20 protein-coding genes and 1 pseudogene are annotated in these 21,055 nt (G+C 71.6%); 13 read left to right on the top strand and 8 right to left on the bottom strand.

Annotated features, from left to right (window positions below; genetic code table 11):
- Positions 1 to 147 precede the first annotated feature (147 nt).
- Positions 148 to 2,322 carry a 2Fe-2S iron-sulfur cluster-binding protein gene (locus ABFX51_RS07100; RefSeq protein WP_091515740.1) on the top strand — a complete coding sequence of 725 codons (2,175 nt, stop codon included), beginning with the start codon at positions 148 to 150 and terminating at the stop codon, positions 2,320 to 2,322.
- Positions 2,323 to 2,331: 9 nt separating this feature from the next.
- Here the strand turns inward: ABFX51_RS07100 and ABFX51_RS07105 are convergent, their stop codons facing one another.
- Together ABFX51_RS07105 and ABFX51_RS07110 are read right to left on the bottom strand one after the other, a co-directional pair.
- Positions 2,332 to 3,558, bottom strand: a complete 1,227-nt coding sequence (locus ABFX51_RS07105) for an FAD-dependent oxidoreductase (protein ID WP_091515743.1) — start codon at positions 3,556 to 3,558, stop codon at positions 2,332 to 2,334.
- A gap of 88 nt (positions 3,559 to 3,646) precedes the next feature.
- The gene (locus tag ABFX51_RS07110; RefSeq protein WP_346052916.1) at positions 3,647 to 4,627 is read right to left on the bottom strand and encodes a LacI family DNA-binding transcriptional regulator; all 981 of its coding nucleotides are present in this window, start codon (positions 4,625 to 4,627) and stop codon (positions 3,647 to 3,649) included.
- Positions 4,628 to 4,746: 119 nt separating this feature from the next.
- Here ABFX51_RS07110 and ABFX51_RS07115 point away from each other — a divergent pair, with 119 nt between their 5' ends.
- The 3 genes from ABFX51_RS07115 (at position 4,747) to ABFX51_RS07125 (ending at position 7,855) form a co-directional block, all read left to right on the top strand.
- Entirely contained in the window at positions 4,747 to 5,658 is a 912-nt protein-coding gene (locus ABFX51_RS07115; protein ID WP_091515748.1) for a dihydrodipicolinate synthase family protein, read from the top strand.
- 97 nt (positions 5,659 to 5,755) lie between these two features.
- A complete protein-coding gene (locus tag ABFX51_RS07120) occupies positions 5,756 to 7,138 on the top strand; it encodes an MFS transporter (protein ID WP_346052918.1) in 1,383 nt (460 codons plus the stop codon).
- A gap of 63 nt (positions 7,139 to 7,201) precedes the next feature.
- Positions 7,202 to 7,855, top strand: a complete 654-nt coding sequence (locus tag ABFX51_RS07125; protein ID WP_346052920.1) for a TetR/AcrR family transcriptional regulator — start codon at positions 7,202 to 7,204, stop codon at positions 7,853 to 7,855.
- 98 nt (positions 7,856 to 7,953) lie between these two features.
- On the opposite strand, the gene ABFX51_RS07130 is transcribed toward ABFX51_RS07125, so the two are convergent.
- On the bottom strand, positions 7,954 to 8,754 hold the full coding sequence (locus ABFX51_RS07130) for an alpha/beta fold hydrolase (RefSeq protein ID WP_218153597.1): 801 nt from the start codon (positions 8,752 to 8,754) through the stop codon (positions 7,954 to 7,956).
- On the bottom strand, positions 8,751 to 8,900 hold the full coding sequence (locus ABFX51_RS07135) for a hypothetical protein (RefSeq protein WP_177228978.1): 150 nt from the start codon (positions 8,898 to 8,900) through the stop codon (positions 8,751 to 8,753). The genes ABFX51_RS07130 and ABFX51_RS07135 overlap by 4 nt, the downstream gene beginning before the upstream one ends.
- An 84-nt stretch (positions 8,901 to 8,984) precedes the next feature.
- Here ABFX51_RS07135 and ABFX51_RS07140 point away from each other — a divergent pair, with 84 nt between their 5' ends.
- From ABFX51_RS07140 to ABFX51_RS07150, 3 genes are all read left to right on the top strand, one after another.
- Complete coding sequence (locus ABFX51_RS07140; RefSeq protein WP_091515754.1) at positions 8,985 to 9,593, top strand: TetR/AcrR family transcriptional regulator; 609 nt, start codon at positions 8,985 to 8,987, stop codon at positions 9,591 to 9,593.
- 40 nt (positions 9,594 to 9,633) lie between these two features.
- Positions 9,634 to 10,335, top strand: a complete 702-nt coding sequence (locus tag ABFX51_RS07145; RefSeq protein WP_091515757.1) for a trimeric intracellular cation channel family protein — start codon at positions 9,634 to 9,636, stop codon at positions 10,333 to 10,335.
- A 104-nt stretch (positions 10,336 to 10,439) separates the two neighbouring features.
- Positions 10,440 to 11,282: a hypothetical protein gene (locus tag ABFX51_RS07150; RefSeq protein ID WP_143250001.1), complete on the top strand. Its 843-nt coding sequence runs from the start codon at positions 10,440 to 10,442 to the stop codon at positions 11,280 to 11,282.
- A 312-nt stretch (positions 11,283 to 11,594) separates the two neighbouring features.
- Here the strand turns inward: ABFX51_RS07150 and ABFX51_RS07155 are convergent, their stop codons facing one another.
- From ABFX51_RS07155 to ABFX51_RS07165, 3 genes are read right to left on the bottom strand one after another with little or no spacing between them, the layout of a single operon-like run.
- Complete coding sequence (locus tag ABFX51_RS07155; protein WP_346052923.1) at positions 11,595 to 14,345, bottom strand: alkaline phosphatase family protein; 2,751 nt, start codon at positions 14,343 to 14,345, stop codon at positions 11,595 to 11,597.
- Between the two features lie 4 nt (positions 14,346 to 14,349).
- Positions 14,350 to 15,699 carry an ABC transporter permease gene (locus ABFX51_RS07160; protein WP_346052925.1) on the bottom strand — a complete coding sequence of 450 codons (1,350 nt, stop codon included), beginning with the start codon at positions 15,697 to 15,699 and terminating at the stop codon, positions 14,350 to 14,352.
- A complete protein-coding gene (locus ABFX51_RS07165) occupies positions 15,696 to 16,631 on the bottom strand; it encodes an ABC transporter ATP-binding protein (protein WP_346052927.1) in 936 nt (311 codons plus the stop codon). Before ABFX51_RS07165 ends, ABFX51_RS07160 begins: the two co-directional genes overlap by 4 nt.
- A gap of 253 nt (positions 16,632 to 16,884) precedes the next feature.
- Here ABFX51_RS07165 and ABFX51_RS07170 point away from each other — a divergent pair, with 253 nt between their 5' ends.
- The 4 genes from ABFX51_RS07170 to ABFX51_RS07185 all read left to right on the top strand — a co-directional run bounded on the left by ABFX51_RS07170 (position 16,885) and on the right by ABFX51_RS07185 (position 19,498).
- Complete coding sequence (locus tag ABFX51_RS07170; protein ID WP_346052929.1) at positions 16,885 to 18,111, top strand: response regulator transcription factor; 1,227 nt, start codon at positions 16,885 to 16,887, stop codon at positions 18,109 to 18,111.
- A complete protein-coding gene (locus tag ABFX51_RS07175; protein ID WP_177228973.1) occupies positions 18,108 to 18,356 on the top strand; it encodes a glycosyltransferase 87 family protein in 249 nt (82 codons plus the stop codon). The genes ABFX51_RS07170 and ABFX51_RS07175 overlap by 4 nt, the downstream gene beginning before the upstream one ends.
- A gap of 169 nt (positions 18,357 to 18,525) precedes the next feature.
- Positions 18,526 to 18,882 (top strand): hypothetical protein, encoded by a 357-nt coding sequence (locus tag ABFX51_RS07180; protein WP_177228974.1) that lies wholly within the window; start codon positions 18,526 to 18,528, stop codon positions 18,880 to 18,882.
- 34 nt (positions 18,883 to 18,916) lie between these two features.
- Positions 18,917 to 19,498, top strand: coding sequence for a DinB family protein (locus tag ABFX51_RS07185; RefSeq protein ID WP_091515769.1), 582 nt, complete (start codon positions 18,917 to 18,919; stop codon positions 19,496 to 19,498).
- A gap of 26 nt (positions 19,499 to 19,524) precedes the next feature.
- Here the strand turns inward: ABFX51_RS07185 and ABFX51_RS07190 are convergent, their stop codons facing one another.
- Positions 19,525 to 19,941, bottom strand: coding sequence for an MmcQ/YjbR family DNA-binding protein (locus ABFX51_RS07190; protein ID WP_091515771.1), 417 nt, complete (start codon positions 19,939 to 19,941; stop codon positions 19,525 to 19,527).
- Positions 19,942 to 20,051: 110 nt separating this feature from the next.
- Here ABFX51_RS07190 and ABFX51_RS07195 point away from each other — a divergent pair, with 110 nt between their 5' ends.
- Both ABFX51_RS07195 and ABFX51_RS07200 read left to right on the top strand, forming a co-directional pair.
- Complete coding sequence (locus tag ABFX51_RS07195) at positions 20,052 to 20,438, top strand: class I SAM-dependent methyltransferase (protein WP_091515773.1); 387 nt, start codon at positions 20,052 to 20,054, stop codon at positions 20,436 to 20,438.
- 417 nt (positions 20,439 to 20,855) lie between these two features.
- A pseudogene (locus ABFX51_RS07200) lies at positions 20,856 to 21,055 on the top strand (NADP-dependent oxidoreductase); the annotation flags it as partial.

Here is a 21,055-nt window from a genome sequence, read left to right on the forward strand (position 1 = left end):
TAGCCGCCGAACTGAGCTGTTGCTCGGAATTCTGCCCCGTCCGCGGCGGCGGCCGCGACCTGGCCGGACAGCGCGTGCCCCAGCGCACGGCACGGAACCCCGAAAAGCGAGTAGCCACAGATGCGAGTGATTGCTCATAATTGAGCCATGAGCAGCGGTAATACTACCGTCCACCGGCTGACCACGGCGGACGAGATCGAGGCGGCGGTGGGCCGCCCGGCTCCGATGATCACGCTCAAGGAGGTCAGCGCGCTCGACGAGGGGTGCCGGACCGTGCTGGCCCGGTCGCCGATCGCGGCCTTCGGCTACCGCGACGCCGACGGCGTCAGCCGGACGACCTTCATCGGCGGCAGCCCGGGCTTCGTGCGCGTCCATTCACCCACGCGGATCTCCTTCGCCGTGCCCGGAGGCGGTGCACCGGAGGGTCCGGTCTCGTTCTTCTTCCTCCTGCCGGGCGTCGGGGAGATCCTGCGCGTCAACGGCGTGGCGACCGCGCGGAAGGGCGCGGAGACGACCGTGAGGATCGAGCAGGCCTACGTGCACTGCGCGCAGGCCGTGATGCGCTCCCGCCTGTGGCAGCCCGCCGTCCGCGTCGAACCCGCCGTCACCGGGATCAGCGGGGACGGGCCGTTGTGCCGCCCAGGGATCGCCGAGTTCGTCGCCGCGGCACCGTTCCTCGCACTGTCCTCATGGGACGGTTCCGGCGGGAGCGACACGAGCCCGCGCGGGGACCAGGAGGCGGTCGCGCGGATCCTGGACGGGCGCACCCTCGTCATCCCGGACCGCAAGGGCAACAAGCGCGCCGACACGCTGCACAACCTGCTCCAGGACAACCAGCTGTCCTTCGCCGCGCTCGTGCCGGGCCGCAGCGGCGTGCTGCACGGCCGCGGCCGCTGCACGATCACCGACGATCCCGCCCTGCTGGAGACGATGGCCCTGCGGGGCATGCCCCCGCAGCTCGCGCTCGTCATCGAGGTCGAAGACGCCGAGGTGCGGGCCAACGACGCCGTGACGCGCTCGCGGCTGTGGACGCCCGAGGCGTATCTCGACGACGGCCCGATGCCGAGCCTCACCGCGGTGGCGGCACAGCACCTGGCCGCCAATTCGGCGAAAAGCGAAGGGGGCCCGCCCGCGCTCCTGCTGAAGGTCCTCGGAGCGATCCCGGGAATCGACAGTGTGATGCGGGTCGTGATGGACCGGGCTTACCGCTCTGGCCTGCGGAAGGAGGGTTACGACGACCTCGGGCGCGGCCCCCGGCGTCGTGGCTTCCGGCGCCGCCGCTCCCCCGACGACAGCGGGACGGCGAACCCCTTGCGGGAGGTGCGCGTCGTCGAGGTGCGCAAGGAGACGCCGAGTGCCGTCACCCTCGTGCTGGAGGACGCCGGGAGCAAGCCGCGCTCGTTCGACTTCCGGCCCGGCCAGTTCTTCACGCTGGTCGCCGACGTCGGCGGCCGCCAGGTCCGGCGGGCCTACTCCGCCTCCTGCGCGCCCGGGTCCGCGCGGCTCGAGGTCACCGTCAAGCGGGTCGAGGGCGGCGGGTTCTCGACCCACGTGCACCAGCACCTGCGGGCCGGGGACCGGCTCTGGGTCCGCGGCCCGTCCGGCTCCTTCCACGCGCCACCGCAGCCTCCGGAGGAGGTCGTGCTGATCGCCGCGGGCAGCGGGGTGACCCCGATGATGAGCATGATCCGCACCCGGCTCGCGGACCGGGCGGCGGGCGACCGGATCGCGATGCTCTACAGCAGCCGCGACGAGGAGGAGATCATCTTCGCCGGCGAGCTGGCCCGGCTGGAGGCCGAGCAGCCCGGCCGGCTGTCGGTCACGCACGTGCTGAGCCGCCGCGACGGGCGCCTCGACGCCAACCGCGTCCGTCACTGGATCACCGAACGCGCTCCGGCAGAAGGCGCCCACTACTACCTCTGCGGCCCCGAACCGCTCATGGACACGGCGCGGGACGTCCTGGCCGACCTGGGCGTCCCCGACGCCCAGGTGCACCAGGAGCGCTACTCCAGCGGCGCGGACCCCGTGACGACCGTGACCGAGCCACAGAAGATGATCGTCGAGGACGGGGGCCGGCCGGTCGGCACGGTGACGGTCGAACCCGGCCAGACACTCCTCGACGCGGGACTGGCGGCCGGACTGCCCATGCCCTACTCCTGCACGGTCGGCAACTGCGGCGAATGCATGGTGCGGCTCCGCGCCGGGAAAATCGCGCAGAACGAGCCGAACTGCCTGACGCCACAACAAAAAGCCGACGGCTACGTGCTGACGTGCGTGGGGTGCCCGCTCTCGGAGGTCACCCTCGACATCGCGGACCACTGACCGCCGTCGTCACGCGAGGACGGCGCGCATCCTGGCTTCCGCCTTGTCGATTTCGCCGAGCTGCTCCAGGATTTCGCGCGGCGACGACTCGCCGACCACCTTCTGCAGCAGTGGAGTCCGGTCCAGGACCAGGTCGCGCAGGGGGCGCAGCGGCCGGGGCGCGTGGTGGAAGACCTGCCCGAGGACCCAGGCCTGCTGCGACTGGCGGGCCGTGTGCGGCTTGCGCGGTGCCTCGAACGCCTCCAGCGCCCGCCGCACCGCCGCGTAGTCGCCCAGGTCGACCCCGGCCAGGTGGCGGCCCAGGAAATAGCCGTCCTCGGTGGCCATTCCCGCGCCGTAGGCCGCGTAGGGCGAAGTGGGGTGCGCCGCGTCGCCGACCAGCGTCGCGCGGCCCTTCGACCACTGCTTGAGCGGTCTGCGGTCACGCAGCACCCAGCGCTGGACGTTCTCCGGCGCCGTCGCCGCGATCAGCCGCGGCAACGGGTCGGCGAAGCCGGCGCCCATCGCGGTCGCCGTCGCGTGCAGGTCCCCCGTGAACTCCGTCGCCGCGTCGTGAGCACCGAGCACCCACCACTGGAACCCGTCGCGCCCCTTGTGCCGGATCGACGTCCAGCTGCCCTGCACCGTGCGGTCGTGCGCAACGATGCACAGACCGGCTTCGGCACGCACCTCCTCGTCGAGGGTGAAGCCCCCGAAGATGTGCAGGTTGTGCTCCCGCTTGGGCGACTCGCCCCACAGCGTGCGCCGCACCAGCGAATCGATCCCGTCCGCGCCGACCACCACGTCCGCCTCGACGACCTCGCCGTCGGCCAGGAACAGCCGCGCCCCCGCCTCATCCTGCTCGAACCGCTCGACCGGCCGGTTCACGTGCAGCACACCGCGCGGCAGCGCCGACAGCAACCGCTCGTACAACTCCGGGCGCAGCAGCCCGATGAACCCGCCCCCGTAGGCGTCGACGACGTGCCGCGGCAGCTCCACGCGGGCACGGGTGCGCCCACTGGCGCTGCGGAACTCCGAGTAGCACGGGGCACCCAGGTCCGCCGTGTCGACACCCAGCAGCCCCAGTGCCTTGATGGGCGGGGGCCACAGGTTGAGGATGTTGCCCGCCGGCCGCGCCTGCGGGTAGCGCTCCAGGAGGGTCACCTCGTGACCGGCCTGGTGGACCGACAGCGCCGTGGCCATGCCGGCCGGCCCGGCGCCGATGACCGCGACGCGGCCCCGTCTGGGTGACGTCATCGTCGTTCTCCTCACTGAGAAACCGTAGTGCCGACTCCGGTTAGGTGGGCAAGAGCGTAGTGGACGCTACGGTTTTGTCAACGCGACGTCAGCTGCCGGCGGGCGCGGTGGAACGACGCGGGATGAGGGTCGGCGCGGCGACGAGGGTACGGGGCGGCTCGCCGCGCCCGGATTCCTTGAGCAGCTCGAGAGCCCCGGCGGCGATCTGCCCGAACGGGACGCGCACGGTGGTCAGCGGCACGGGCAGCCGGCTGACGATGGGGATGTCGTTGTAGCCGACGATCGACAGGTCCTCGGGCACGCGCAGCCGGAGCGCGTGGGCCGCGGCCAGCACGCCGATCGCGGTGTTGTCGTTGACGGCGAAGATCGCGGTGGGCCGGTCCGCCCGGTCGAGCAGGGCCCGCCCGGCGATCTCCCCGGATTCGATCGAGAAGGCGTCCCCGGCGACCAGCCGGTCGTCGAAGCCGATCCCGGCCTGGTCGAGGGCTTCGCGGTAGCCGGCGAGCCGCTCGATCGCGCTGGAGGCGTAGGCCGGGCCGCCGACCAGGCCGATCCGGCGGTGGCCCAGGTCGAGCAGGTGCCGGACGGCCAGGTGCGCGCCGAGCCGGTCGTCGCCGACCGAGGCGGGCCCGGTGCCGTCGGTGCGCAGGGCCAGCGCGTGCGGCACGTCCCGCGCGGTCGGCGTGCCGAGCCGGGCGGTGGTCAGGATCAGCCCGTCGACCCGCCGCCGCACGAGCGTCTGCAGCGCGAGCTGTTCGGTGTCCGGCTTGTCCTCGGTGGTCGCGACGATGGCGAACATCCCGCGGCTCCCCGCGGCGGCCGCGATCTCCTCGTAGAGCATCGCCATCACGGTGTCGGTGAGCCGGGGCACGATCACGCCGACCGTGTTGGTGCCCGACCGGCGCAGGCCGGAGGCCAGCGGGTCGCGCACGTAGCCGAGCTCGGCCGCGACGCGGCGCACCCGTTCCGCGGTGGGGCTGGTGGAGTGCGGCAGCCGTTCGTCCAGGACACGGGACACGGTGGACTTGCTGACCCCGGCGGCCCGGGCAACGTCGAGGATGGTCACCACGGGGGCCAGGCTACTGGCCGGCGAGGACTTTCCGGACTCACTGTTGACGGCGGGAAGCACGCGGCGCATCCTATGGGAACGTTCCCGCAACCGTTCCCGACGAGAAGGAGCACCTCGCGATGACACTCGACCTCCGCGGCCTCAACCCGGCGCCGGTCACGCCGTTCACGCCGGACGGCGAGGTGGACCACGCCGCGATGGCCAAGCTCGGCACGTGGCTGGCCGGCCACGACGGCGTGAAGAGCCTGGTGATCCTCGGCCACGCCGGCGAGGGCACGTTCCTCACCCAGGAGGAGCAGGTCGCCACCATCGCGAACCTGGTCGAAGCCGTCGACGTGCCGGTGATCGCCGGCATCACCGGCGAGGGCACCGCGGTCGCGGTCGCCGAGGCGAAACGCGCGGTCGCGGCCGGTGCGAAGGCCGGGCTGATCTACCCCTCACACGGCTGGCTGCGCTTCGGCTACCAGGCGGGCGCCCCGCAGGACCGCTACCGGGCGATCTACGAGGAGTCCGGTCTGCCCTGCATCCTGTTCCAGTACCCGGACAACACCAAGGCCACCTACGACCTGGACACCCAGCTCGAGATCGCCGCCCAGGAGGGCGTTTTCGCCACCAAGAACGGGGTGCGCAACATGCGCCGCTGGGACACCGAGATCCCCGTGCTCCGCCGCGAGCACCCCGACCTGCAGATCCTGTCCTGCCACGACGAGTACCTGCTGCACACCATGTTCGACGTCGACGGCCTGCTCGTCGGCTACGGCGGCCTCGCTCCCGAGCCCCTGCTCGAGCTCATCGCGGCGGGCAAGGCCCGCGACTACCCCGCGGCCCGCGCCGTGCACGACCGCCTGCTGCCGGTCACCAAGGCCGTCTACCACCGCGGCTCGCACATGGAGGGCACCGTCGCCCTCAAGCTCGGCCTCAAGGCGCGCGGCATCCTCGAGCACGCCGGCGTCCGCTCCCCGCTGATCGACCTCTCCCCCGAGGCCGAAGAGGAGATCGTGCAGGCGCTCAAGAGCGCCGAACTCGTCTGACCCCACTCGCGTCCCGGCGGCGGCCCCCGCCGCCGGGACCGGCGACAATGCTGTCCCGACGACTCCGCACCGCAGCGGAGGGCGAGGAAACGAAACCATGACGACTTTCGCCGCCGGCAGCTCCGGCGCGCCCGCCAAGGCCCACGCCGCGCTCGTGGCGCGGCTCGAGCGGCTCCCGGTCACGCGCCGGCTGTTGATGATCCGCGTCATCATCGGCACCGCCACCTTCTTCGACGCCTACACCGTGCTGGTCATCGCGTTCGCGATGCCCAAGCTGGTCACCGAATGGCACCTCACCCCGGCGTGGGTCGGGCTGATCCTCTCCGCGGGCTACGTCGGCCAGTTCGCCGGCGCGATCCTGTTCGGCTGGCTCGCCGAACGCGTCGGCCGCCTGCGCACCCTGCTCATCACGATCGTGTTGTTCGTGTCGATGGACATCGCGTGCCTGTTCGCCTGGAGCGGCGCCTCGATGCTGGTGTTCCGCTTCCTGCAGGGCATCGGCACCGGTGGCGAGGTGCCGGTGGCCAGCGCGTACATCAACGAGTTCGTCGGCGCGCGCAAACGCGGCCGGTTCTTCCTGCTCTACGAGGTCATCTTCCCGGTGGGCCTGCTCTTCGCCGGGCTCGCCGGGTACTTCCTGGTGCCGGAGTTCGGCTGGCGCGCCCTGTTCGTCGTCGGGCTCGTCCCGGCCGTGCTGATGATCCCGCTGCGGGCGTTCATGCCCGAATCGCCGCGCTGGCTCGCCGCCAAGGGGAAGTTCGACCGCGCCGACAAGGTCGTCACCATGCTCGAACGGGAGGCCGTCAAGGAGGGCAAACCGCTCCCCGATCCCGTCCCGCGCCCGGTCACCGCACCCGCCGCGGGCGCTGGGTGGCGCGAGCTGTTCCGCGGGATCTACCTCAAGCGCACCCTGATGCTGTGGGCGCTGTGGATCACCGTCTACGTCATCAACAACGGGCTGGTGACCTGGCTGCCCACGCTCTACCGGCAGGTGTTCGACCTGCCCCTGCAGACCAGCCTGCTCTACGGCTGGATCACCTCGGCCGTCGGCGTCGTCGCCTCCGTCCTCTGCGCGCTCTACATCGACAAGGTCGGCCGCAAACGCTGGTACGCCATCGCTTTCCTGGCCGCCACCGTGCCGCTGGTGATCCTCACGGCCCTGGGCGCCACGACCGCCACCCAGGTGGTCGTCCTCGCCCCGATCGCCTACGCGATCCTGCAGACCATCGCCTTCTCGCTCTACCTCTACTCCGCCGAGCTCTACCCCACGCGGCTGCGCGCCGTGGGCACCGGCTTCGGCAGCGCCTGGCTGCGCGCCGCTTCCTCCGCCGGGCCGCTGCTCGTCGGCTTCGTCGTCGCCGGCCTGGGTATCCGCTACGTCTTCGCCGCGTTCGCCGTCGTGGCGCTCGTCGGTGGTCTGGTCACCATCCGCCACGCGGTGGAGACCAAGGGCCGGGTCCTCGAGGAGCTGTCCCCCTGACTCGACGAGGGGCGCTGATACTGTAGCGAGCGCTACGGTTCAGTCCACGCGGTGAGGAATTCCATGAGCAGACCGGCACCCGGCGGTGAGGCGCCCAGCCTGCCGATGGTCCGCCCTCCCCTGCAGAAGCGGTCACGCGAAGCCTGGGAGCGCATCCTCAACGCCGGCGTGACGATCATGGAGACCAGGGGTTACGAAGCCTTCACCATCGCCGCGGTCTGCGAGCAGGCCGGCGTCGCCCCGCGCGCCGTGTACGACCGGGTCGACGACAAGGACGCCTTGTTCCTCGCCGTGTACGAGCACGGGATCGCCCGGGTCCGCGCGGACGAGGCGGTCTTCGAGGGCGAACGCTGGGACGGCGTGCCCCCGGACCGCCTCGTCGACCAGGCGGTCCGGGAGCTGGCAGGCATCTTCGCCAAACACGCCGCGTTCCTGCGCTCGGTCGTGCTGATCTCCGGGGTGCACGAAGAGGTCTACCGCCGCGGCGCCAAGTACAGCCGGGCCGTGGGAGACCGCTTCACCAGCCTGCTGCTGCGCTGCCGCGCCGAAATCCGCCATGAGGATCCCGAGGGCGCGGTCCGCCTGGTCTTCACCACCCTGTTCTCGACACTCGTCCTCCGCACCGCGTACGGACCGGCGTTCACCACGAACCCCTTGGCGGACAAGGATTTCCTGTCGATGCTGACCGACATGGCACGGCGCTACCTCCTCGGGTGACCGGGGCCGCGAGGTGGATCGCGCACCCGAAGGCCGCCGGGATCCAGGCGGAGGATGCGGCGATCCTCCTGGGACACGACGACCTCGCACGCCGTAGGTCACCGCCGGGTGAGAGACGGGTGGGCGAGCACGAACTCGCGGAGCAACCCGGCGGTTTCCCGCGCGAACTCCACCGTGATCCCGTGCCGTGCCCCCGGGATCACCTCCAGCCTCGCCCCGGGGATCGCGTTCGCGATCTTCCGCCCGGTCCCGGGGGTGGCCGCGGGATCCTCCTGGCCGTAGATGAGCAGGGTGGGCGCGGTGATCCCGGGCAGGCGGCCGGTGAGGTCGTAGCCCGGGATCGCGGCCAGCCGCCGCGCGTCGGCCTCCGGGGAGCGGTGGACCAGCATCGACTTGAGTTCGGCCACCACCTTCCCGTCCGCCTGCCCGCGTTCCGACAGGGCGAAGGCGAGCATCTGCGCATCGCGCTCCGACGGCGACTGTCCGACGATCTCGAAGGCCACGGGTACCTGCAGGGCCGAGGCGTCGGAGAAGGTGTCGCCGACCGTCAGCGACTGCACGACCTGGGGCACCGACACCGTGACCTGCAGGGCGATGAAGCCGCCGAACGAGGAGCCGAACAGGTGCGCCCGTTCGTAGCCCAGTCCCCTGATGAGCGCGGCGCAGTCCTCGGCGGAGTCGGGGATGCCGTAGGGCTCCGGCGGGTTGACCGGCGCTCCGCTGTCGCGCCGGTCGTAGGCGATCGCCCGGATCCCGTCCCCGAGCAGGGGCCGGAACGTGTCGTACTGGATGTGGGTGCTTTCGCCGCCGTGCAGCAGGACCACCGGTTCACCGGCCCCGGACTCCGCGTAGGCCATCTCGATCTCGCCCGCCTTCACCGCCTTCAGCGCGGCGCTCATGCCCGCACCTCCGCGTTCCCGCCGACGAACGTCCCGCGGCCGTTGGTCTCCCCCGGCAGGCGGTGCTCGCTCGGCGAGCGCTCGCTGATGTAGTGCGTGGCGGTGGTGTCGCCGGGGTTCTGCGCGGCGGACTCCACAACGCTCACCTTCTCAAAGAGGCTAATTGCCTCTTTAACTTGCCCCCGCTCCACCTCGGTGTCCACGGCCGGGTGGATGGGAAGATCGGAGGCGTGCCAGAGAACGGGGAGACGACCGGCGCGCGACCGGCGGCGCGGCCGGGCGGCCGCAACGCCCGGGTGCGGTCGCGGATCCTCGCGGCGACGACGGAGCTCGTCGCCCGGGACGGCGTGGCCGGCCTTCGCTACGAAGAAGTCGCGAAAGTCGCCGGTGTCAACAAGAACACCGTCTACCGCAACTGGCCGGACCGCGCCGAACTCGTCAGCGAGGCTTTGCTGCGGTACGCGGAGGACTCGGCCCCTTTTCACGACTCCGGCGACCTTCGCCGCGATCTGGTCGACTTCCTGATGGCGTTCTCCGAGCGCCAGTCGAGCCCGATCAACCGTGCCCTGGTGCAGGCCGCCGTCGCCGCTCCCGGGAACACGGACCTCGACGAGGCGGTCCGGGTCGCCTACGACCACCGGCTCTCCACCGTCCGCAAGCGGTTCGACAGCGCCGTCGCCAAGGGCGAGATCCCCCCTGTGGACAGCTATTTCCTCACCGAACTGCTGTCAGGGCCGGTGTACCTCTACATCAACCGGCGACGCCGCCCCTTCACCCGTGAGGTGGCGGAGAAGATCGTCGACGTCGTCCTGGCCGGCATCCACGCCACCACGCCGTAGGGCGAGCCCCAGGTCTTCGCGGGTCCTATGGTTTTCGACCATGGCGGGTGACACCACTGTGGAAGCGATCAACCAGGCGGCGCGGTACCTGGACCTCGCCGGGGTGTTCGCCGCCGCGATCCTGGGCGGGGCGGTCGGGCGCAGCGAACGGCTGGACCTGTTCGGGATCCTCGTGGTGGGCAGTATTTCCGGGCTCGGCGGAGGCGTCATCCGGGACACGCTCCTGCAGCACGGAACACCCGTCGCGCTCACCGACTACGCCTACCTCCCGACCGCGCTCGCCGGGGCGTTCGTCGCGTTCGCCGTCTCCATCGGCGCCCGGGCCTGGGACCGCGTGTTCACCGCGCTCGACGCCGCCGTCATCGGGCTGTGGGCCGTCAGCGGCGCGCAGAAGACGCTCGCCGCCGGGCTGGGCTGGCTGCCCGCGGTCCTGCTGGGGACCACGACGGCCGTCGGCGGCGGCGCACTGCGCGACGTGCTCCTGCGGCGGGTACCGGCGGTCTTCGGCGGCACCCCGCTCTACGGCACGGTCGCGGCGGCCGTGGCCGCCACCATGGTCATCTGCACCTACCTCGGCGCGCCGGTCGCCGGGTTCGCGATCGGTGTCGTGGGCGCGCTGCTGTTCCGGCTGGCCGCGCTGAAGTTCGGCTGGAACCTGCCCAACGGGCTCAACTGGCAGCCCCACTCCCGGCTCGCCGCCGCCTTCCGCCGTCGCCGCCGCACACCGCCGGAGAGCCGGTGAACGAGGACCATTCGATGGCCGCCGCCCGGCGCTGTGCCTGACGCGAACTCCTCCACGCCGGCCTGCCGTGGACGGACGGCGGCTTCCCTGGTAACTTGCTGGCTGTGCAGCAAGTTAGTTCGGGACGAAGACGACGCGCTCTCTCGCTCGCCACGGAGCCGGTGACCGGGCACCTGCTCGAACTCGCCGCTGCCGCTCGCCGCCTCGCGGCGCGTTCGGCGGACTGGCCCCTGCCCGCTTACGCCGCAACCGGCGAAGAAGTCACGGTCACGGAGTACCTCGAGGCACGTGCGCGGGAGGCGGCGCACACCGCCGAACTGTCGGTCCTCGTCGCGGCGGTGCACGAGTTCGCGGCTGATCTCGACGCTTGGACCAAAGCGGGATACGGGTTCGCCGACCTCCCGGACGAGTTCGCCGCCCCCTCCCCCGCCCTGCCCGGCAAGCGGTACTACCCGGCGCTGGGCCGGGTCCGGCGCCTCTCGGCGGACCTCGGCACCGACGCGACGACGGCGTACCGGAACACGGCGGAGGCGCTGCACCTGCTCACCGGGCTGCTGGACCACCTGCGGCTGCACCCGGACCGCTTGCGCGAGGCCACCGAACGGCAGACCACGCTGGCCCTTCGCCTCACCTCGCTCGAAGGCATCCCCCGCCGGGAGGCGCGCCTCATCGCCGCCGACTACCTGACGGCCGCCGCGGCGCGGTGCCTCCCACCGGCGGCGACGGTGCCCGCACTGCTCGCCGAGGCGGCCGCCGCCCGCGGCCGATCGATCACCGATCCGCGGCGCGCCCTGCGAGGGCTTGCCGCCGCCGGATCACCCGGCACGGGAGCGAATCCGGTCGGCGGTGACGAGCACCCTCCGGGGCGAGGTCCAATCCCGCCACCGGCGCAACCCGGTCCCGCCAGAGATCCGTCACTCCCCAGCGGTCCGCTCCCTGCGTGCTGAGCATCCGGCCCGGGTACTCGGGCGGCAGCTCGCTGACCTCGTCCAGTCGCCGGATCTCGTCCTCCCGCAGCTCGACGTCGACCGCGGCGAGGTTGTCCTGGAGCTGGGCGAGCCGCCTGGCCCCCAGGCCGGCGCGATCCCCGCAGCCGTGGGCGCCGGCGGTCGGCCTCAGCACTTCCAGCACGTTCCACACCCGTTCCTCGTCGCGGCTGAACTTCCCGGACAGCAGACACCGAGGGTGGCACGGCACAGGGCCCCGGCCGGCGGCCGGGGCCCCGGCCGGCGGCCGGGGCCCTGCTCACACCAGCGACGTCAGTCGGAATCCGAGGACGGGATGTACGCGCCCGGCACCTGCTCCGGGGCGTAGATCCGGTCCTCACCCGGGTACGGCTGCGCCCACCCGTGCGTCTGGTACCACGTGAAGTGGTCCATCTGCGCGGGGTTGGCGTAGTCGGCCACGGCGTCCGGGCCGGTCAGGCGCTGCCGCGCCTGCCAGGCCTGCCACTGGGCCGCCACCTGCTGCTTGTCCGCCGGCACCGTGGCCGACGGCTGGACGGCGGCGTCCTGCGGCGCGACGACGTCCGGGCCGCACGTCGGCTGCGGCGAAACGCCCAGCGTCAGCGAAGTCCGGTTCGGCACCGCCGTGAACGGGGTGAAGTCCGGCTTCGCCGTGAAGGCCGTGCTCATCGGCGTGGCCGCGCTGTCCTTCTGGTTCATCGGCTTGATGCCGAGGATCTGCTCGATCGTGCGGATCATGGTGATCTGCGAGTAGTACCGGCTGTCCACGACCCCGTGCTGCGCGTACGGGCTGATGATCTGCACCGGCGCCCGGTGCCCGTCGACGTGGTCCAGACCGGCCTGCGAGTCGTCCTCGACGACGAAGATCGCCGAGTCCTTCCAGTACTGGCTGTGCGAGATGGTGTCGACGATCTGACCGAGCGCGAGGTCGTTGTCGGCCACCTGCGCGGCCGCGTTCGCGGGCCCGCCGGTGTGGTCGCTGGACAGCCAGAACATGTTCAGGTCGGCCGGGCCGTTCTTCTCGAAGTCCTGCTTCCAGATCTGGTACCGGTAGATGTCCGGCACCGACGTGTCGAACTTCGGGAAGCCGGGCACCGACACGGAGTTCAGCGACGGGATCGGCGACGACGAAACCAGCGGGTAGGCGGTGTTCTGCCCGGTCGCCGCCATGTTCTTGGTGTCGCAGTACAGGTTCTGCCACGTCGCGGCCGCGGGCTTGGTGAGGAACTGGTGGAACTCCCCGAAGTCCCGCACGGTCTTGCCCGCCGCCTGCGCACCGGTCCACAGGAAGCCGGAGCTCTGGTGGCCGAGCGCGTCGTCCTCGGTGTCGTAGCTGCGCAGGTACTCACCGGCCGAGGACTCGGTGTACTCGGGGTTGTCGGCCTGCATCAGCCAGTTGTGCCCCTCGGCCGAGTTCGTGCCGATGTCGTAGGTGTTGTCGTAGAGCCCGAACTGCCGCTCCAGCGCGTGCTGGTTCGGGGTCACGTTCTCGCCGAACTGCGCGAGCGCCGCGTCGCCGTTGCCGCGCGGGTCGTCGCCGAAGAGCTGGTCGTAGGTCCGGTTCTCCTTGACCACGAGGAAGACGTGCTTGATGGTCGAGGGGTCACCGAGCTTGTCCGGCACCGGAACCGGCTTCTTGGCGCCCTTGCCGTTGGCCACCCGCACCGAGTTGGGCGTCCACCCGTTCTGCTGGAAGACCTTGGCGGTGTAGCCGTGGATGGCGCCGTCGTTCGGCAGCCGGAACCGCTGCACGCTCGACGTGGTGTCGTGGGTCGTGTGCCCGGCCGCCGTCGTGGGGCGCAGCGCGTCGATCCCGCGGGTGTTGGACACCACGACGTCCTTGCCGACGGTCGTGATCGCCGTCGGGAAGTAGTCCGTCGGCAGCAGTCCGACGTAGCTCACCGGCTCCTGCGCACGGCTGTAGCGGTACACCGCCACGGCGTTGGCGCGCCCGAGCGTCACCAGCAGGTGCCCGTCGTCGGTGAGGGTGATGGCGTCCGGTTCGTAGCCGACCGTCGCCTCCGGCCACGGCTGCGTCGCGATGGTCTGCACCACCTTGTCGCGGCCGGTGTCGATGACGGACACGGTGTTGCTGTTGGTGTTGGCGACGAACAACGCGCCGTTCTTGGCGTAGAGCGCGGTCGGGTGCAGGCCGGCGTCGATGCTCCTCGGTGCGGCCGCGGGGTTCGCCAGGTCGATGACGCTGACCGTGCCGGTGGTGGTGGCGCCGGTGAACGGGTCGGCGGGGACCTGCGTGCCGTAGGAGTTCAGCGTGCTGTCGCCCGGACCGGCCGGGCGCCCGCCTTCGTTGCTGACGTAGAGCTTGTTCCCGACGCGCGCCAGGTCACGCGGGGCGTTGCCCACGGCCCAGCTCCGCTGGACCGCGCCGGTCGCCGCGTCGAGGGCGACCACGCGGTTCTGCCCGTTCACCGCGGAGTACACAGTGGACCCGTCCGGCGAGAACAGGGCCTGGGCCACGAGCGCGTGCTTGTCACCGTCGGCCGGGATCTTGATCGACGTCGGGTTGGCGACGGTGCCGTCGGGGTTCACCGTGAACCGGGTGTAGCCGTCGGTCTGCGCCATCCACAGCGTCTTGCCGTCCGGGGAGTACGTGGGCCCTTCCTGGCCGACGTCGTTCCCGCTGATCTTGAGGTTCGCCGTCGCGGAGTTGCCGACGAGCTGCTGCACCTTCCAGTTCTTCAGGTCGACGATGGTGAGCGCGATCCCGCCGTCCGTCGTCAGCGCGGCGAGGTGACCGCCGTCCGGGCTCACCGCCGACGCCATGATCTTGCCGTTGTTCACGACGAGGCGGTCGCCGATCGGGTCGATGTACTGGTCGCTGGAGACGACCTGGCCCTTGTCGGTGAGCTGGCCGACGTGCTCGTCGCCGAACTGCTGCGTCGAAGCGGCGCCGACACCGCCGCCCACCGCGACGAGCGCGAGGGTGGTGGTGCCGGCGGTCGCGAGGCGCACGCGACCGCCGCGGTGCGCGAGGAGGCGGGGTTTCGCGTTCCCGGCACGCCGTCTGCGGCGTGTTACCTGCATGGGGTCATCCCTTCGGTGTGGTGGGGAGCAGGTCGACGGTGCCGTCGAACTGCCAGAGCGGGTTCGGTTCGTCCCCGGTGGGGGTGCGCACCTGGAAGTAGCCGTTCACTTCCTTCGGTCCGTCGCCGTCGGCGACGTACCGCCCGTCCGGGGTCACGTCGAGCTGGTAGATGGCCTGGCCGGTGGCCGTGACTCCGGGCAGGTGCCACGAGACGACGCAGCGCCAGTCGTTGCCGGGCCCCTCGGGGGCGACCAGGCCGTCGCCCTTGGTGCACGCGGTCGTCGCCGCCAGCTGCGCCTCGGTGATGTCGGGCCGGTGCAGCTGCTCGGTCTGGAGGCGGTAGAGGTGCGCGAACGCGGTGGAGACCGAATCCTGCACCTTGTCCTGCTCGATGCCCGAAGCTAGCGACGGGGTCGAAGCCGCGAGGATTCCGACCGTGGCCGCGAGGAGCCCGGCCAGCGGGAGGGCTCCGGCGGTCAGCGCGCGGCGGCCGGAGCCGTCGTAGGTGTGGCTGGTGAAGTCGCGGCGCAGGAACAGCAGGTACGCCAGCGCCGTCGCGACCACCGCCCACACCAGGCTCACCGCGGTGCTGATGAGCAGCGGGCCGAGCGGCGGCGGATCGGTGAACAGGCCGGTCCAGGCGATGAAGCCGTAGCTGGGCAGGGCGAAGCGCACCGCGACGGGCAGCGGCAGCATCTGCGCGAGGTCCATCGCGAGCGCGACGACCACGGGCAGCAGCAGCCCCATCGGCGACCGTCCGAACGCGACAGAGCCGAGCAGCCCGATCCCCACCAGCGCCAGCGTCGGGGCGAGCACGCAGACCCAGGACAGCAGGACCTTCCCCGCCGCGTCACCCGGCGCCAGCAGGTGGCCGTCGAGCCCCGGCAGCGGCTGGTTCCCCACCGCCGCGAGCCCGCCGACGATCCCGGACACCGCCAGCCCCACCACGAGCAGCAGGATGACGGTGAGGCTGGCCAGCGACTTCGCCACGAAGATCCGCCGGGACGAGCGGACGGCCACCAGCAGGTGCCGCCAGGTGCCGAGCCGGTCCTCGGCGGCGAAGACGTCCCCGGCGACCAGCGAGGTCAGCAGCGGGAGCGCGTAGGTGCCGGCGAAACCGAGGAGCACCAGCGGTCCCGCCCAGCCGGTGGCGTGCATCCAGCGGCCGAACGTGGTGTCGGTGGGCAGCGAGCTCTGCTGGCTCACCAGCGCGACGAAGACGGCGGGGGCGAGCCAGCAGGCGAGGACCAGCAGCCGGATCCGCCACTGGGCCAGCAGCTTGACCAGCTCGAAGCGGTACCCGCGGGTGACGGGAACGGGGCGGGCGGGCGCGTCGGCGACGGTCGCGGTCATCGGGTGGCGCCTTCCTGTTCGGTGAGCGCGAGGAACGCGGCTTCGAGCGGTGACACCACGGGGGCGAGCTCGCGCACCCCGATGCCGGCCCGCACGAGCCGCGCGACCAGCTCGTCGAGCGCGGGCACGAGCGTGCGCACCACGAGCACCTCGCCGTCCTGCCGCGCCCCGGGCTCGTCGAGGAGCCGGACGCCGGGTGCTCCGGCGATCAGCTCCCGGGCGGCCTCCGGGTCGGAGGTGCGCAGCCGGTAGTCGAGCTCGCGGTTTTCGGTCGACAGCTTGCTCAGGGGGCCGGAGAACACGACACGTCCGGTGGCGAGGATGGTGACCTCCGAGCACAGCGCTTCGAGGTCGTCCATGCGGTGGCTGGACAGCACGACGGTCGCCCCGTCGGCAGCCAGCTGGGTGAGCACCCCGTGGACGTGCTTCTTGCCCGCCGGGTCCAGGCCGTTGGCCGGCTCGTCGAGCACGAGCAGCCGGGGACGGGTCAGCAGCGCCGCCGCGAGCCCGAGCCGCTGGCGCATGCCGAGGGAGAAGCCGCGGACCCGGTCGCCCGCCACGTCGGTGAGCCCGACCTGTTCGAGCACGTCGTCGATCGCGTCCGTCCCGGTCCCGCGCAACGCGGCCAGTGCGGCGAGGTTCTGCCTCGCCGTGAGGGAGGGGTAGAGGCCGGGGCCGTCGACGAAACCGGCGACCCCCTCCGGCGCCGCGAGCGCGCGCCCGACCGGGGTGCCCAGCACTTCGAGGCCGCCCTCGTCGGGGACGGCCAGGCCCAGCAGCAGGCCCAGCAGGGTGGTCTTGCCGGCGCCGTTGGGGCCGACCAGCCCGTGGATCTGCCCCGGCGCCACGTCGAGGTCGACCCCGTCGAGGGCGATGACCTCCCCGAACCACTTGCCGATCCCGCGCGCCCGGACCGCTGAGGTCGTGTCCATGAGCCCCTCTCTTCTCGAGCTGTCAGGAACTTAGGCACAGCAAGTGATGCGGGGAGGGGCAGTCGGTGAACGTTCGCGGAACGGCGGGCGGCTTCCGGCTGTCACCTCGCTTTACGCCGTTCAAGCACTTGCTGAGAACCGGAAAAAGCGGCCGCAACAGGGATTTTCGACCGCCGTCTGCGGCAGGGTGATCACCGGCGCCCGGACGTGGTGGATGATGGGACTCCGCCCGGCGTGAGGTGAGGTGTTGCGGATGCGGGTCCTGGTCGTCGAGGACGATGACGAACTCCGCCTGACCCTGGCGGATGCGCTGCGCCGCAGGGGAATCGACGTGGACACCGCCGCCGACCTGCTGGAGGCCGACCGGGCGCTGGCCACCGGGAGCTACGACTGCGTCGTGGTCGAGCGCTTCCTGCCCGGCGGTGACGCGCTGGACCACGTGCGGACCCGGTGGGCGGCGGGGTGGCCGATGCCGGTGCTGTTCCTCGTCGAGGGGCAGGCGGTCGGCCTGGATGTCCTGCGGTCCCCCGAAGAGTACGACTACCTGGTCAAACCGTTCGACCCCGGTGAGCTGATCGCGAGGCTGCACGGCCTGAGCCGCCGCGCGGCGCTCCTCGCGCCGGACGTGCTGCGAGCCGGGAGCCTCGAACTCGACCTGGCCCGGTACCAGGTGCACCGCGACGGTGTGCCGCTCACCCTCACCTCCACCGAATTCGCCGTTCTCGAAGCGCTGATGGCAAGCCAGGACCAGGTGGTGCCGCGCGCCGCTCTGGAGGAACGGCTGCACGGCCAGTTCGACGGCCCCGCCCTGGACGCCGTGATCGCCCGGCTCCGCACGAAGCTCGGTCCGCCGGCGCGGATCGAAAGCGTGCGCGGGGTCGGGTACCGGCTCCAGGCCACTCCGCCCGCGGAGACCGTGGGCGAGGTTGGGACGACGTTCCCGGTCACGATCTACCTGGGCGACGAATCCGGCCACGAACGGGTCCAGGCCGCTGTCGAGGACCTGCTCGACCTGGCCGGGGCCGAAATCGCCGACCGGGACGACCCCGTGCGGGGCTCGTGGTTCCGGCGGATGCGCGCCAGGACACGCGCCGCCGCCACCTCCCGCCCCGGCCGGGAAGCCGCGGCCGCCGCCGCGCACGTGCTCGACTCGCGTCTCGTGCTCGCCCAGGACGCCACCGTCACCGCGACGATGATGCAGAACCTCGGGCCGGTGCTCGCCGCACTGCACACGACCAAGGACGCGGTGATCCGGGTGGGCGCCCTGCTCATCGTGAAGGTCGAGTGGACGGTCGCCGTGCACCAGCTCACCGCCGCCCAGCAACTCCTCCTCGACCACCACCCGCACCTGCTCACCTCACCCCAGGAGATCCTGACCGCCCTGCGGCCGGACAACGCCTCCGATGCCCCGCCGCTCCCCGGCCACCACACCGGGCAGCGCGAACGGGGACAGCCGGACGATCCCGCCCTGCCGCGGTGACACTGGTGTGGCTCGAACCCGTGCACAGCACGTTCGACTTCGGGCAGGTCAACCTGCTCCTGATGGGCCTGGTCACCGCCGACGTGCTGCTGGCGCGCCGCCGGGCGCGCGGGACCGGAGTCGGACTGGCGGCCGCGATCAAGCTGACCCCGTTGGCGTTCCTGCTGTTCTTCCTGGTCCGCCGCGACCACCGGGCGCTGGGCACCGCGATCGCCACGTTCGCGGGAGTGACCGGGCTTTCCTGACTCGTGGCCCCGGACGCGTCGGCGTTACTGGCTCGGCGGCCTCGCGGGCGCCTCCGGTCTCAGCGGTTCCACGTTCCGCACCAACCAGACCGTCCTGGCCACCCTGGCCCGCTTCGGGCCCGCGCCGGGCCTCACGACGGCGCCCTGGCTCGGGATCTCCGGCGCCGTCGTGGCGGCTGTCGCGGTCACCGTGCGCCGCGCCCACCCGGTGGTGGCGCTCCTGCTCAACGCCACCGCCGCCGTGCTGGTCTCCCCCATCTCGTGGTCGCACCACTGGGTGTGGATCGCCCCCGCCCTGCTGGCCGCGGTGGGTGCGGTGTTCGTGCTCGCGCCCTTTCGCCACCTGCCTTCCTTCGACCGGCCCGGGCAGGAGTGGCCCCCGGACCAGCACTGGATCGGCAACGCCTACGTGCTGACCGGTGTCGTCGCCGTCGTGTCCGCGCTGGTGGCCGCCCAAGCGTCCTCGGCGAACCCGCCGTCCGGCAGCGACAGCCCTGTGAGCACGGAGGACCCGGGCGCGGGTTGAGCCCGGCAGCCGGCGCGTGCCAGGCTCGTGCCCCGTGATCGACGACTTCGCGAAAGAGTACCTGCACGGTGATCTGCGAGAGATCCGCGAGACGATGCTCTGGAAGCTCGACGGGCTCGGCGAGTACGACATCCGCCGCCCGCTGACCTCGACGGGAACCAACCTCCTCGGCCTGGTCAAGCACCTTTCGGTGTGGGAGTCCCGGTACTTCGGCGAGGTCTTCGGCCGTCCTTTCCCCGAACCCCTCCCCCGGTGGGACGACACCGGGGCACGCGGTAGGGACCTGTGGGCGAGCGAGCACGAGACGCGCGAGGAGATCACCGAGCGCTACCGGCGCGTGTGGGAGCACTCCGACGCGACGATCACCGAACTCGCCCTCGACGCGCCGGGCCACGTGCCCTGGTGGCCACGCCCGGACGTCCTGCTGTTCAACGTCCTGGTCCACATGCTCACCGAAACCAGCAGGCACGCCGGGCACGCCGACATCCTGCGCGAACAGCTCGACGGCGCGACGGGAGTCGCGGCCGGCTACCCGAACACGCAACGCGACGCGGCCTTCTGGGCAGCACGGCGCGCGGAGGTCGAGCGAGCCGCGAAAGCAGCCGCCGGGCGGTGAACGCCGACACGGGCGTCCTTTGTGGACTAAAGGCCGTGTGCCTCGAGCCAGGCCTGGGCCCTCCTCGGTGACGCCCGGGCCAGCCACGCGTCCTGCACGATCTCGGCCAGCTCGTCGTAGCTGAGCTCGCCGATGCGCGATTCCCGCAGCAGGACCGAGGGGTGCCCGTCGAAGTGGGGCGTGGTGAAGAACGGGGTCCGCTCGTCGGCGACCAGGGCTTCCTTGTCCGCCTCGGACCCGACCCAGAACACGATCACGTCGTCGTAGCGCTCGCCGGTCTCCGGATCCACCGCGTCCGGCCGCGGGTTGCGGAAGAACACGAAGGACCGGCGCCCGACCTGGTAGACGGGCCTGCCCTGCGAGCCGGGGACGCGCTCCACGTGCGGCATCCCCATCGCCAGGTCGTGCACGTCCTGCACGCGGGCTCTCCTGCCGGTCCCCATCGCGCGAGTCTAGATCGCCCTCCCGCGACGCGCCTCGACCGGCCCATCTGCGAGATGGCTTCAGATCGGTTCACCGGAAACCCGGTGAAAACGTTCTTGGGGAGGCCTGGATGACAAAGGTGTCGTGGTGGAATTCGCGCAGCGAAGCGAGCGTTTACGCCGCACTGGGGAACCCGCTGGAGTGGCGCGTCGCCTACCCCGAACTGTTCCGGCACCTGGGTTTCGATGCCCGCACACGCAGTCCGGTGCTCGACTACGGGCGCGGCCCCGGCCTGGTCGCCTCACACATCGCCGACCACTTCTCCTGCGAGGTCGTCGGCTGCGACATTTCCGCCGACATGATCGAACTCACCGAACGGAACTCCGCGCGGCCGGGCGTCCGCTACCCGGAATTGACCGATCAGCGCCTCGAAAGTTTTCCGGACGGCTATTTCGACGCCCGGTCTGCACTTTCTTGCTCTGCGTGCTCGCCGATCGGGAAACGCATTCCGGGATAACGGGGGAAATACACGCGCCCGGGGAACCGATGACCACCCGCCTCCGGGCCAACGGCACGGAACTCGACATCGAGCGGAAGCCTCCGGGGCAACCGCGAACTCGTAGCGGTCCGCGACCGCGCGGACGGCGGGGAGTACGTCGTCCAGCGTGGGAACGGCGAGGTACACCAGGCCGGTGATGTTCGTCGAGTAGGCGACCGCTGATGACGTCGCCCGGCGCGCGCAGCATCGAGACCCCGGTGACGCCCGGGACCTTCGTCAGGTCGTCCGCGGTGCTCAGCCGCGTGATGCGTCCCGGGGCCCCGGCCTGAGCCTCGACGGCCAGAAAAGCGGAGCGCGCTCCACTTGTGCTACAGTGGAGGAACTAACCGAAGCGTAGTCCGTTTACGGTCGCGTGAGCAGCTCCAGGAGAATCCAGTGCCCTTGAACGAACCCACCACGACGAGCCGGGCGGTCCAGTTCGAGTCGTTCGGCGGCCCGGAGCGGCTGCGGCTGCGCGAGGTCGCGGTGCCGCAGGCCGGGCCGGGGCAGATCCGGGTGCGGGTGGCCGCGGCGGGGCTGAACCCGATGGACTGGTTCATGACCTCCGACCCGGAGACCGCGGCCCGGTTCGGGTT

Origin of the sequence: Amycolatopsis dongchuanensis, assembly GCF_039542405.1 — a bacterium.
Taxonomy (GTDB): Bacteria; Actinomycetota; Actinomycetes; order Mycobacteriales; family Pseudonocardiaceae; genus Amycolatopsis_E; species Amycolatopsis_E sacchari.